General features: G+C 66.2%; 12 protein-coding genes and 1 pseudogene. 10 read left to right on the top strand and 3 right to left on the bottom strand.

Features of this window, described 5'->3' with window-relative positions; genetic code table 11:
• Positions 1 to 6 precede the first annotated feature (6 nt).
• Positions 7 to 1,170 carry an acyl-CoA dehydrogenase family protein gene (locus ACOI2T_RS30625; protein ID WP_409502255.1) on the top strand — a complete coding sequence of 388 codons (1,164 nt, stop codon included), beginning with the start codon at positions 7 to 9 and terminating at the stop codon, positions 1,168 to 1,170.
• A gap of 104 nt (positions 1,171 to 1,274) precedes the next feature.
• Complete coding sequence (locus ACOI2T_RS30620; protein ID WP_409502254.1) at positions 1,275 to 1,868, top strand: TetR/AcrR family transcriptional regulator; 594 nt, start codon at positions 1,275 to 1,277, stop codon at positions 1,866 to 1,868.
• A 137-nt stretch (positions 1,869 to 2,005) separates the two neighbouring features.
• Here ACOI2T_RS30620 and fadD8 read toward each other — a convergent pair whose 3' ends face one another.
• Positions 2,006 to 3,607, bottom strand: a complete 1,602-nt coding sequence (fadD8, locus tag ACOI2T_RS30615) for a fatty-acid--CoA ligase FadD8 (protein ID WP_409502253.1) — start codon at positions 3,605 to 3,607, stop codon at positions 2,006 to 2,008.
• Between the two features lie 167 nt (positions 3,608 to 3,774).
• On the opposite strand from fadD8, the gene ACOI2T_RS30610 reads away from it, so the two are divergent.
• Positions 3,775 to 4,032: a hypothetical protein gene (locus ACOI2T_RS30610; protein ID WP_067859098.1), complete on the top strand. Its 258-nt coding sequence runs from the start codon at positions 3,775 to 3,777 to the stop codon at positions 4,030 to 4,032.
• Between the two features lie 66 nt (positions 4,033 to 4,098).
• On the opposite strand, the gene ACOI2T_RS30605 is transcribed toward ACOI2T_RS30610, so the two are convergent.
• Positions 4,099 to 4,557 (bottom strand): YciI family protein, encoded by a 459-nt coding sequence (locus ACOI2T_RS30605; protein WP_085147435.1) that lies wholly within the window; start codon positions 4,555 to 4,557, stop codon positions 4,099 to 4,101.
• A 198-nt stretch (positions 4,558 to 4,755) separates the two neighbouring features.
• Between ACOI2T_RS30605 and ACOI2T_RS30600 the strand changes: the two genes are divergently transcribed.
• The 4 genes and pseudogenes from ACOI2T_RS30600 to ACOI2T_RS30585 all read left to right on the top strand — a co-directional run bounded on the left by ACOI2T_RS30600 (position 4,756) and on the right by ACOI2T_RS30585 (position 9,113).
• A complete protein-coding gene (locus ACOI2T_RS30600; protein ID WP_409502252.1) occupies positions 4,756 to 6,390 on the top strand; it encodes an amidohydrolase in 1,635 nt (544 codons plus the stop codon).
• A gap of 37 nt (positions 6,391 to 6,427) precedes the next feature.
• Positions 6,428 to 7,090 (top strand): annotated as a pseudogene (locus tag ACOI2T_RS30595) (AMP-binding enzyme); the annotation flags it as partial.
• Between the two features lie 146 nt (positions 7,091 to 7,236).
• Positions 7,237 to 8,139 (top strand): esterase family protein, encoded by a 903-nt coding sequence (locus tag ACOI2T_RS30590; RefSeq protein ID WP_234791053.1) that lies wholly within the window; start codon positions 7,237 to 7,239, stop codon positions 8,137 to 8,139.
• A 2-nt stretch (positions 8,140 to 8,141) separates the two neighbouring features.
• Positions 8,142 to 9,113, top strand: a complete 972-nt coding sequence (locus ACOI2T_RS30585; RefSeq protein ID WP_409502373.1) for an o-succinylbenzoate synthase — start codon at positions 8,142 to 8,144, stop codon at positions 9,111 to 9,113.
• An 81-nt stretch (positions 9,114 to 9,194) separates the two neighbouring features.
• On the opposite strand, the gene ACOI2T_RS30580 is transcribed toward ACOI2T_RS30585, so the two are convergent.
• Positions 9,195 to 9,542: a type II toxin-antitoxin system HicB family antitoxin gene (locus ACOI2T_RS30580; protein ID WP_409502251.1), complete on the bottom strand. Its 348-nt coding sequence runs from the start codon at positions 9,540 to 9,542 to the stop codon at positions 9,195 to 9,197.
• A gap of 156 nt (positions 9,543 to 9,698) precedes the next feature.
• On the opposite strand from ACOI2T_RS30580, the gene ACOI2T_RS30575 reads away from it, so the two are divergent.
• From ACOI2T_RS30575 to ACOI2T_RS30565, 3 genes are all read left to right on the top strand, one after another.
• Complete coding sequence (locus ACOI2T_RS30575) at positions 9,699 to 10,667, top strand: GlxA family transcriptional regulator (protein ID WP_409502250.1); 969 nt, start codon at positions 9,699 to 9,701, stop codon at positions 10,665 to 10,667.
• 9 nt (positions 10,668 to 10,676) lie between these two features.
• On the top strand, positions 10,677 to 11,393 hold the full coding sequence (locus tag ACOI2T_RS30570; RefSeq protein ID WP_067859083.1) for a DJ-1/PfpI family protein: 717 nt from the start codon (positions 10,677 to 10,679) through the stop codon (positions 11,391 to 11,393).
• A gap of 173 nt (positions 11,394 to 11,566) precedes the next feature.
• Positions 11,567 to 12,346, top strand: a complete 780-nt coding sequence (locus tag ACOI2T_RS30565; RefSeq protein WP_409502249.1) for an alpha/beta fold hydrolase — start codon at positions 11,567 to 11,569, stop codon at positions 12,344 to 12,346.
• Positions 12,347 to 12,372 lie beyond the last annotated feature (26 nt).

Here is a 12,372-nt window from a genome sequence, read left to right as displayed (position 1 = left end):
ACCCGAATGACCATCAGCACCACCAACATTCCGGCCTGGCCGCTCACCGACGAGCAGCGCCAGATCATCGCGCTGTGCCGGGATTTCGCCGCCAGGGAAATTCGGCCCCGCGGCCGCGAGGTGGACGAGGCCGACACCGTGACCCCCGTCGACATCTTCGAAAAGGCTGCGGCGGTGGGCATCACCGACTTCATGATCGCCGAGGAGTTCGGCGGCGGCGGATTCACCGATGTGTTCACGCAGTGCCTGGTGCAGGAGGAGCTGTGCTGGGGCGACCCGGGCATCGGCAACCTCGTGTGCTCGAACGGCTTCTTCTCCGACCCGATCATGGTGCTGGGCACCGATGAGCAGAAGAAGCGGTGGCTCACCCCGCTCACCGGGCCGAAGAGCCCCATGACCGCGCTCGCCACGACCGAACCCGACTCGGGCTCGGATGCGGCGTCGATCTCCACGACGGCCACCCGCGTGCCCGGCGGCTATCGGCTCTCGGGACAGAAGGCGTGGATCTCGAACGCCGGGGCGGCCGAGTTCTATGTCGTGTTCGCCAAGACCGATCCCGCCAAGCGTTCGGCCGGCGTCTCGGCGTTCCTGTTGCGCAAGGACACCGAGGGCATGACGTTCGGTGAGCCGATGAAAAAGATGGGGCAGCGCGCGATCGTGTGCCGCGAGATCTTCTTCGACGGCGCCTTCGTCCCTGAGGAGGACCGGCTCGGCGACGAGGGTCAGGGCTTCTACGGGCTGATGGGCACCTTCGACATCTCGCGGGTGGTGCTTGGGGCGGCGGCAGTCGGAGCGGCCCGGGCCGCATACGAGTACGCACTCGAATACGCGCGCACGCGAAGGCAGTTCGGTGTTCCGATCATCGAGCATCAAGCGGTTGCCTTCCGGCTCGCCGACATGGCGACCCGCATCGAGGCCGCCAGGCTGCTGGTGCACCACGCCGCCCGCGTCATCGACAGCGGCGCGTCCGCCCGCGGTCTGGCCGCGATGGCCAAGCTGACCGCCTCCGAGACGGCGATGTTCGTCACGCACGCCGCCGTGCAGACCTTGGGCGGTTGGGGATACTCCCGCGAGTACCCCGTCGAGCAGTGGATGCGCGACGTCAAACTCGAAGAGATCGAGGAAGGCACCTCCGACATCATGAAGCTCGTGATATCCCGCAACCTCTGACATCGGAGTTCACAGGGGCGGCGTTGTTAATCGACTGGACAGTTAAACGACTTGTATGATCGCGGTTCGGCTGAGCAGCGTTGAGCGATCCGGAGGAGTCCGTTATGCCGCGTCCGAGTGTCGAGGCTGAGCGGCGGCCGCAGATTCTTGCGGCCGCCTGCGAAGTCATTGCGACAGTGGGAGTTCCAGATCTGCGGTTGACGGATGTGGCAGCCGCCGCCGGGGTGAGCTCGGGCACCGTGCATTACTACTTCGACACCAAGAAAGACGTCATCAACGCCGCTTTCGAGTTCAACCTCGCGGAATCGCTGCGCCGGCGACAGGAGCTGCTGAACTCCACGAAGGGCAGTTTGGCGAAGCTGAACGACCTGGTGGAGTCGTATCTGCCCAAAGACGAGCAATCACAGCGGGCGTGGAAGGTATGGCTCGCGTTGTGGGCCGAAGCCACGCGCGACCAGGTGCTGCAGGACGTCAACCAGAAGCTGTACGGGCAGTGGCGCGAAGTCGTGGCCGACGTCATCCGCGCCGCTCAGGAGGAGGGGACGGCCCGGCCCGGCAACGCAGTGTCGTTGGCCAACATGCTGATTGGCATGCTCGACGGCCTGGCGGTCCAAATCCTGCTCGGCTCGGCCGACGTCACCCTGGCCTCAGCACGCAAGACCATCAAGGCCTTCATCCGAGACGTCATCGCACAGTAGTCGCCCGCTACACGCGGATCTCAGGGTCTCAATGGCACTAAGGCCAGTGCCGTGATATCACCCGCGATATCGCATTCCGGACTCATATGTGCCAACACTCCGGGGTGCTGGTGTGGCCAATGTGACAAACGTGAGCATCACCCGATCGCGCGGGCAGCACCCTCCCAGAACTGTGCGCGCACTGCCTTCTTGTCGGGCTTGCCGAGTGCGGTCACCGGAACGGAGTCGACGACGATCACCTGCTTGGGCGATTGCACGGAACCCTTGCGCTCCTTGACCGCGGCCTGGATCTCGGCCGTCACCCGGGCAACCGCATCCTCGCTGGAGTCGGCGTCGGGCCGCAGCACGATCACGGCGGTGACGGCTTCGCCCCACTTTTCGTCGGGGGTGCCGATGACGCACACCTGCGCGACGGAAGGATGCTCGGCCACAACGTCTTCCACCTCACGCGGGAACACGTTGAAGCCGCCGGTGACGATCATGTCCTTGGCGCGGTCGACGATGAACCAGTAGCCGTCCTCGTCCTCGCGCGCCATGTCGCCGGTGCGCAGCCAGCCGTCCTTGAAGGTCTCGGCGGTGGCCTCGGGCAGTTTCCAGTAGCCACCCGCCAGCAGCGGCCCGGACACACAGATCTCGCCGACCTCGCCGCGGGGCACCGGGTTGCCTTCCGGATCGAGCAGCGCGGTGCGCGCGAACAGCGTCGGCCGCCCACATGAGGTCAGCCGCTTCTCGTCGTGGTCCTTCTTGCCGAGATACGAGATCACCATCGGCGCCTCGGACTGGCCGTAGTACTGCGCGAAGATCGGCCCGAACCGCTTGAGCGCCTCGGCCAGCCGCACGGGGTTCATCGCCGAGGCGCCGTAGTACACCGTCTCCAGCGACGACAGGTCACGGGTGTGGGAATCCGGGTGGTCCATGAGCGCATAGATCATCGACGGCACCAGCATGGTCGCGGTGATGCGACGTTCCTCGATCACGCGCAGCACCTCGGCCGGATCGAACTTGGGCAGCACGATCATCTCGCCGCCCTTGACGATGGTCGGCACGAAGAACGCCGCGCCGGCGTGCGACAGCGGTGTGCACATCAGGAAGCGTGGATTCTCCGGCCACTCCCATTCCGCGAGCTGGATCGTGGTCATCGTGGTGATGGACCGGACCGTGCCCATCACGCCCTTGGGCTTGCCCGTGGTGCCGCCCGTGTAGGTCAAACCGCCGATGTGGTCGGGCGGCAGCTCGGCGGCCTGCAACGGCTGCGGCGAGTACTTGGCGGCCTCGGCGACCAGGTCGACCCCCACGCCCTCGAGCGCCGCGGGCACCGGGCCGATCGTCAGGATCTGCCGCAGCGACGGCACCTTCTCCAACAGGCCCAGCGCACGATCGACGAAGGCGGGCGTCGGATCGATGATCAGCGTCGTGACCTCGGCGTCGGACAACACGTAAGCGTGGTCGTCGAGCGAGCCGAGAGGGTGTAGTGCGGTGCGCCGGTAACCCTGCGTCTGGCCGGCGCCGATGATCATCAGCACCTCGGGCCGGTTCAGCGACAGCAGGCCGACGCCCTCGCCCGTGCCTGCCCCCAGCGCCTCGAACGCCTGGATGTACTGGCTGATGCGCTCGGCGAGCTGCCCGCCGGTCAGCGTCGTCTCGCCCAGAAACAGCACGGGCTTGTCCTTGTTGCGCTTGAGCGCACCCACCGTGAGGTGGCCGGAATGGATCGGATGGTGCAGCAGATCATCACGCATGCCCATCAGATTAGAACGTGTTCCAGAAATGCTGCAGGGGATCCCCTCATGTGTGCGCGGGCAAGTACCCCGCCTGACGGAAGTCAGGTAGTGGACTACTCGCGTTTTGGCAGGCAGACCTGCCTAGCGTCGTATCCAGTTCATCGACCACCCGCAGGAGTCACACCATGGCCCGCCATCCCGGCACCTACACGACGATCACTCCGTCGTACGCGCTGCTGTGCGTGGCTTTCGGTGCGCTCGCGGCGGCCGCATACGTCGTCGCCGCGCCCGACTCCATGCCGGCTCTGACCGGCGCGCAGTGCGCGCACTACCACTCGGATTTCGACGAACGCCGTGCCCTGCTACCAGCCGATTCAGCCGATGACTGGACGCACCCGCAGGCGGTCGACATTCCGCAACTCGGCGGACGGTGCCATCTGTAGAGGGCGGGGGGCGGCCAGTCCCCGGCGGGTTAGGGACCGCCGGGGACTGCGCCGATATCGCCGGCGTCAGCGACCGGCGGCCTTGCGTGCCTCAGCGGCGACCTTCTCCGCGAGGTCGGCCCGCCACTGGATCTCCTTCTGAATCCACTCGTTGTCCTGGGGAAACTCCTCGGTCTCGCTCACGCGGCGCACCTCGAGCTTCACCCCGGTGCCGAGCGGGCACTTGCGCGCCCACTGCTTGGCCTCTTCCTTCGAGGACACGTCGAGCATCCAGAACCCGTTGAACAACTCCTTGGCCTCGGTGTACGGGCCGTCGGTGATCACCGGCGGATCGGAGTTGAAGTCGACGACGAAGCCCTCCTCGGGATCGGTCAATCCCTCTCCGGCCAGCAGCACCCCGGCCTTGACGAGCTCCTCGTTGAATCGACCCATATCGGCGATGATCTGGTCGAAGTCGATCTCCTGCTCGGCCATCGCGGCCTCGGCCTCGGGGGTGGACCGCATGATCAGCATGTAGCGCGACATTGTGTGTCTCCTTCTGGTGTCGGGAAGGGGCGCGTCCATTCTTGTTCAGGTTGCCCCTCGCAAGTACGTCGAACGAGACCCCCGCGAAATCGACACGACTCCCAAAACTTTTTTGGAACGCATCCGTCCGGTCCGGCCGGCGACACGGATTTCCGGCGACACGCCCAGGCCGACGCCACCACGCCATAGCATCCGGGCATGGCCTCAAGTGATTCTGCGCCTCCGCCCCGAGGTGCCGATCTGGTTCTCTTCGGAACCGTCCTCACCGTCGACTCCGCGCAACCCACCGCAGAGGCGCTCGCCATCGCCGGTGGCCGGATCGTCGCGGTCGGTGGCCGTGCCGACGTTGAAGAATGGGTCGGGGCCGGCACCGAGGTGCGCTCGGTCGACGGCTGCATCATGCCGGGTTTCGTTGAGGCACATGGGCATCCGCTGATGGAAGCGGTTGCGGTGTCGGACCGGATCGTCGACATCCGGCCCGTCACGCTAGGCACGGCCGACGCCGTCCTCGAGGCCATCCACGCCGAGGTGGCGTCCAGGGGCGCGGCCGGTGCGTATCTCAACGGCTGGGACCCGTTGCTGCAGCCGGGGTTACCCGAGCCGACACTGGCCTGGCTCGACAGCGTCGCACCTGACACCCCGTTGGTGATCACCCACAACTCCGGTCACAAGGCGTATTTCAACAGCGCTGCGGCCAAAGTCGCCGGGCTCGACCGCGACACCCCGGACCCGAAGGGCGCCAAGTACGGACGTGACGCCGACGGCGAACTCGACGGCACCGCCGAGGAGACCGCCGCGGTGTTCCCGCTGCTGGGCGAGGCCATCTCGATCAGCGACTATCCCGCGATGCTGCGGGCCGAATGCGCCCGGCTCAACCGGGCCGGGCTGACGACGTGCTCGGAGATGGCGTTCGACCCGATGTTCCGGCCACTGCTCGACCAGATGCACGATCACCTGACCGTGCGGTTGCGGACCTACGAGATGTCGACCGCAGCCCTGCACACCGACGCCGAACCGTTCGAGGGCGACGACATCGTCCGGCAGGTCGGCATGAAGATCTGGGTCGACGGTTCGCCCTGGATCGGCAACATCGACCTGACGTTTCCCTACCTCGACACCGACGCCACGCGGACCATCGGCGTCGTGCCCGGGTCCTGCGGGCACGCCAACTACACCCGCGAACAGCTCGCCGAGATCGTCGGCACCTTCTATCCGCAAGGCTGGCAGATGGCCTGCCACGTACAGGGCGACGCCGGCGTCGACACGATCCTCGACGTCTACGAAGAGGCGTTGCGAGCACACCCACGCGACGATCACCGGCTGCGGCTCGAACACGTCGGCGCCATCACGCCCGAGCAGCTGCAGCGCGCCCACGATCTCGGTGTCACGTGCAGTCTGTTCGTCGATCAGATCCACTACTGGGGCGACATCATCGTCGACGGACTGTTCGGACCCGAACGCGGCGAACAGTGGATGCCCGCCGGATCGGCCGTCGCAACCGGGATGCGGATCTCACTGCACAACGATCCGCCCGTCACCCCGGAGGAACCGCTGCGCAACATCAGCGTCGCCGTCACGCGCGCCGCCCCGAGCGGGCGCGTGCTGGCGCCCGAGCAGCGGCTGACGGTCGAGCAGGCGATCCGGGCGCAGACCATCGACGCGGCGTGGCAGTTGTTCGCCGACAACGTGATCGGGTCGATCGAGGTCGGCAAGTACGCCGACCTTGTCCTGCTGTCGGACGACCCACGCAATGTGGCCCCCGAGACCATCGCCGACCTCGAAATACACGCCACTTTCCTCGCGGGCAGGCAGGTTTATCCGAAAGCCGGTTGACGGCCCGGGTGCCGTGGCACGCTCTGGGCATGTCCGGCCCAACACCGACTTCATCCAGGTGTACGGGCTCACGGAGGTGTGCGGCGTGATCAGCCTGCTCGGCCCAGAAGACCACCGCGGCGCCGACGAGGAGCGTTTGATGAGCGCGGGCACGGTGATCCCCGAAGCCCGCGTGCGGGTGGTCGACCCGGACACCCGCCAGGATGTCCCCATTGGAAAACAGGGCGAATTGTGGTTCTGCACACCGCAATTGATGAAGGGCTATCTCAATCGTCCGGATGCCACGGCCGAGGCGATCACACCCGATGGCTGGTTCCGGACGGGCGACATCGGCCGGATCGATGAAGACGGCTACATCTTCGTCGAGGACCGGCTCAAGGACATGATCATCTCCGGCGGCGAGAACATCTACTCGATCGAAGTCGAACGCGTGCTGGCCGAACACCCTGCGGTCACCGAGGTCGCGGTCATCGGCGTGCCCGACGAGAAGTGGGGTGAGGCGGTGAAAGCCGTTGTCGCTCTTGACCACGACGTGCCCGAGAAGGAATTGATCGCGTTCGCCAGGGAGCGGCTGGCCGGCTACAAGTGCCCCAAGTCGGTGGACATCGTCGATGCGTTGCCGCGCAATCCCACCGGCAAGATCGTCAAGAAAGACCTCCGCAAGCCGTACTGGGAGGGCCGCGACCGCGCCACCGTGTAGGAACCGAGTGTGCGGTTTTCTACCTTTTCCGTCCCGAGCGGAGTAGGTTCGCCCCATACGTGTGCGCGAAGAGGTGGGGTGCGGACATGGCGGATGCGCATGGAGTGCATAGGTTTTCCCGCGGGACGGTGATTCTGACCGCCCTGATGGTCGCGGTGACGGTCGGACTGCTCGGGCCGCCGCAGAAAGCAGAGGCCTGGTCGCGAGCCGGTCTGCCGGTCGAGATGCTCTCCGTGCCGTCGGGGTCGATGGGCCGCGACATCAAGGTGCAGTTCCAGGGCGGCGGGCCGCGCGCGGTCTACCTGCTGGACGGCCTGCGTGCGCGTGAGGATTTCAACGGCTGGGACATCGAAACTCCGGCGTTCGAGTGGTTCTACCAATCGGGTCTGTCGGTGGTCATGCCGGTCGGTGGCATGTCGAGCTTCTACACCGACTGGTATCAGCCCGCCGCGGGCAACGGCGGGGTGTGGACCTACAAGTGGGAGACGTTCCTGACCAGCGAGCTTCCGCAATGGCTTGCCGCCAACAAGGATGTGTCCACGTCCGGCAACGCGGTGGTCGGCCTGTCCATGTCGGGCAATTCGGCGATGATCCTTGCCGCCTACTACCCGGGGCAGTTCATCTACGCGGGTTCGCTGTCGGCGTTCCTCAATCCGTCCGCCGGCCCGTGGCCCGGGCTCATCGGCCTTGCGATGGGCGACTCCGGCGGCTTCAGCCCCAATGCCATGTGGGGTCCGCCGGGTGATCCGGCCTGGGCGCGCAACGATCCGACCGTGCAAGTGGGCAGGCTCGTCGCGAACAACACGCGCATCTGGGTCTACTGCGGGTCGGGGACGCCAGGCGAGTTGGGCGGCGGGGATCTTCCGGCGACCTTCCTCGAAGGCACCGCGTTGCAGAGCAATTTGAACTTCCGCGACCAGTACATCGCGGCGGGCGGCAACAACGCGGTGTTCAATTTCCCGCCGACCGGAACCCACACGTGGAGTTACTGGGGTGCGCAACTGCAGGCGATGAAACCCGACATTCAGCGGGTGCTGGGTGCCGGTTAGGCATCATTGACTGCGTGCCCGCGCTCGACGATGTCCTGGACCGTCTGCACGTCGTCGCGCTGCCGATGCGCGTGCGCTTCCGCGGCATCACTGTGCGTGAAGTGGCGCTGATCGACGGGCCGGCCGGCTGGGGAGAATTCGGGGCCTTCCCCGAATACGAGGCGCCCGAGGCGTCGGCATGGCTGGCCGCCGCCATCGAGGCCGCCTATCGACCGGCGCCCGAAGCCCGTCGCGACCGCATTCCGATCAACGCGACCGTGCCCGCGGTCGAGCCCGAGCAGGTGCCTGCGGTGCTGGCCCGGTTTCCCGGGGCCGGGACGGCCAAAGTGAAGGTGGCCGAACCGGGGCAGACGCTGGCCGATGACGTCGCGCGCGTCAACGCTGTCCGCGAGCACGTTCCGGTGGTCCGGGTCGACGCGAACGGTGGGTGGAGCGTTTCGCAGGCCATCTCGGCGGCTGAGGCTCTCACCGCCGACGGCGAGCTGGAATATCTGGAGCAGCCGTGCGCCACGGTCGAAGAATTGGCGGAGTTGCGGGCCCACGTAAAGGTTCCGATCGCCGCCGACGAATCGATTCGCAAGGCCGACGATCCACTGCGCGTGGTCGCGCTGGGGGCCGCCGACGTGGCCGTGCTGAAGGTCGCGCCGTTGGGCGGGGTGGCGCGCATGCTCGACATCGCGGCCCAGATCGATATGCCGATCGTGGTGTCGAGCGCACTCGATTCGGCCGTCGGGATCGGCCGGGGGTTGTTGGCCGCCGCGGCGTTGCCGGAGCTACGGCATGCGTGTGGGCTGGGAACCGGTGGACTGTTCGTCGAAGATGTTGCCGAGCCCCGGGTTCCAGTCGACGGATGCTTGACCGTTTCCGCCGTGGTGCCTGATCCGGCGCGGTTGTCGACGCTTGCGGCGCCCGCGCCGCGGCGGCAGTGGTGGATCGAGCGGGTGCGATCGTGTTACCCGCTGATTTGCGCGTAGTGGCCCGGTGAATCACGCGTCACTTCGGCACCTGGGAGGTCCGGCAGGTATGGGTCAGAAGAGCGATATCGCCGGTGATAACTAATACAAGTCACTCAGTGACACCGGCGGACGGCCCGCGAGCTTCTGAATCACCCACTGGTTCAACGACACTCCTTGTTCGCTGGCTTCGACGGTGAGTCGAGCGTGCAGCATCGGCGAGGCGCGGACCATGAACTTGCCGGAGTAGCGGCGGTCGGTCAGCGACTCGGGTGGATCCATATCGCTGGCCAGTCGATCGGCCACCTCCTGCTCGACTTGCTTTTCGATATCGGCGATCGCCGCCCCGGCAGACAAACCGCGCGACCACAGCAAGGGGAATTCGAGGCACCGACCGATGTACTCCTTCTCGTCCGGAAGCCACTCGGCGCGGTAGGTGTACTGAGTCATGGCTCGATCATCGCGGGGGACTCCGACAACCCGAGCACTGATATCACCCGTGATGGCGCACTTCAAAGGGCATTAGGCGTTCCGAAACGGCCGATGTCCTAATTTGTGGGGTGCATGGCGTAGACGACATCGCCGGATGTCCTCAACACTGGAGACGTGACGCGATCGGTGGTGATCCTCGGCTACTCCGGCGTGCAGGCGCTGGATCTGGTCGGGCCATTCGATGTGTTCACGAGCGCGACGTTGTGCCTGGCCGGCAAGGAGAACTCCGACGGCGGCTACGCCGTCACTCTCGCCTCCGTCGACGGCCAGCCCGTCACAACCCTCACCGGTCTCGAGTTCGTGGCCGCGCCGCCACCCGACCCCCACGGCTCGATCGACACCATCGTGATACCTGGCGGTATGGGTGCGGAGGCGGCGCGGCAGAATCCCGCTGTCATCGAGTGGATCAACACCGCGGCCGGCCACGCCCGACGGGTCGTCAGCGTATGCACCGGCGCGTTCCTGGCCGCGCAGGCCGGTCTGCTCGACGGTTGCCCGGCCACCACGCACTGGGCGTCGGCCAGTCGGCTGGCCGACGAATTTCCCACGGTGGCAGTCGATCCCGAGCCGATATTCGTGCGCAGTTCGGAACGGGTGTGGACGGCCGCTGGGGTCACCGCCGGAATCGACCTCGCGTTGTCGCTGGTCGAGGACGACTACGGCACCGAGGTCGCCCAGACCGTCGCCCGCTATCTGGTGCTCTATCTACGCAGACCGGGCGGGCAAACCCAGTTCGCCGCGCCCGTGTGGATGCCCCGGGCGAAACGTGCGCCGATCCGCGAAGTGCAGGAAGCCATCGAATCCGAACCCGGTGGCGCCCACAGCATTTCCGCGCTCGCCGAGCGAGCCGCCATGAGCCCACGGCATTTCACTCGGGTGTTCACCGACGAGGTGGGTGAGGCGCCCGGCGCGTACGTCGAGCGGATCCGTACCGATGCCGCCCGGCGTCAGCTCGAGGAATCCGACGACACCGTGACCGTCATCGCCGCCCGGTGCGGATTCGGAACCGCAGAGACCATGCGTCGCAACTTTGTTCGGCGACTAGGCATTTCACCCGATCAATACCGGAAAACCTTCGCGTGAGGAGACACCATGCAGATCGCCATCGTGCTGTACCCCAGCTTTACCGCGCTGGACTTCATCGGACCCTATGAAGTGTTGCGCGCCCTGCCCGACGCCGAGGTGCGGTTCGTCTGGCACGAGCCAGGGCCGATCACGGCCGACTCCGGCGTGTTGCTCGTCGGTGCCACGCACAGTTTCGACGAAACCCCGGCACCCGACGTCGTATTGGTGCCCGGCGGACCCGGCACGGTAACCACGGCCCGCGATGAGAAGGTGCTCGACTGGCTGCGGCGAGTCCATCCCGGCGCCACCTGGACCGCGTCGGTGTGTTCGGGATCGGTGGTGCTGGCGGCCGCGGGTCTGTTGGACGGCAAGCGTGCGACCTCGCACTGGTCAACGCTCAGCGCGCTCAAGGCATTTGGCGTCACGCCGGTCGGCGATCAGCGGATCGTGCACGAAGGAGACGTCATCACCGCTGCCGGAGTCTCGGCCGGCATCGACCTCGGCATGTGGCTGGCCGGCCAGATCGGCGGCGAGGCCAAGGCCAAGGCAATCCAATTGATGATCGAGTACGACCCGCAGCCGCCATTCGACTCCGGACACATGTCGAAGGCGTCGGCGACCACGAAGGCCGCAGCAACCGCCCTGCTGGGTAGAGACATGATCAAGCCCGAGCTGCTCAAGGACAGTGTCCTGCTGGCGTGGGACCGCGCAATCGCAAAGGTGCGTGGCCGCCGCACCGCGTGACCTTCCCCTGCACCGCGAGCGACCGTGTTTGTACGCCGACACGCCGCAAACTGCGTACAGATATGGTCGCTCGCGCTCTGCCGCAGTGCGCGATCACACGGCGACAAACCGGCGGCAAGGTCGCCGTACCACGTGATCTGATGCACTTAGCTCCATGAAGTAGCGTCGGCCGGGTGAATCTGGCATACGACGACCGAGGCAAGGGCGACCCGGTGCTGTTCATCGCCGGACGGGGCGGTGCGGGCCGCACGTGGCATCTGCATCAGGTGCCTGAGTTCCAGCGGGCCGGGTACCGGGTCATCACGTTCGACAACCGGGGGATCGGCGCCACCGAGAACGCCAGCGGCTTCACGACCGAGCAGGTGGTGGGTGACACGGCATCGCTCATCGACAAGGTGATCGGCGGGCCGGTCCGGGTCGTCGGGGTCTCGATGGGCTCCTACATCGCCCAAGAGTTGATGGTCACTCGGCCAGACCTGGTCAGCCAGGCCGTGTTGATGGCCACGCGTGGTCGCCATGACAAGGCCCGCGAGTTCTTCAACAACGCCGAGCGGGCGATCATCGACGCGAAGGTGACATTGCCGCCTGCCTATGACGCGAAAATCCGCCTGCTGGAGAGCTTTTCGCCGAAGACGTTGAATGACGACCGCGCGGTCACCGACTGGGCGGAAATGTTCACGATGTGGCCCACCAAGCACACGCCGGGGCTGCGCAGCCAGCTTGCGGTCGCGCCCGAAGGCAACCGCCTGCCGGCCTACCAGCACATCAAGGTCCCGGTGCTGGTGATCGGCTTTGCCGACGATCTCGTCATACCTCCGCATCTGGGCCGTGAGGTCGCCGACGCCATCCCGAACGGCCAATACCTGGAGATCCCCGACACCGGGCATCTGGGCTTCATCGAGAAACCGCAGGAAGTCAACGCCGCGATCCTCAAGTTCTTCAGTGCCCAGTAGGACCCGCCAGGTCGGCGAATAAGGTG

The sequence above is a fragment of the Mycolicibacterium wolinskyi str. Jessa 2025 genome (assembly GCF_049241375.1).
Taxonomy (GTDB): domain Bacteria; phylum Actinomycetota; class Actinomycetes; order Mycobacteriales; family Mycobacteriaceae; genus Mycobacterium; species Mycobacterium wolinskyi.
This window is presented reverse-complemented; position numbering and strand designations above follow the sequence as displayed.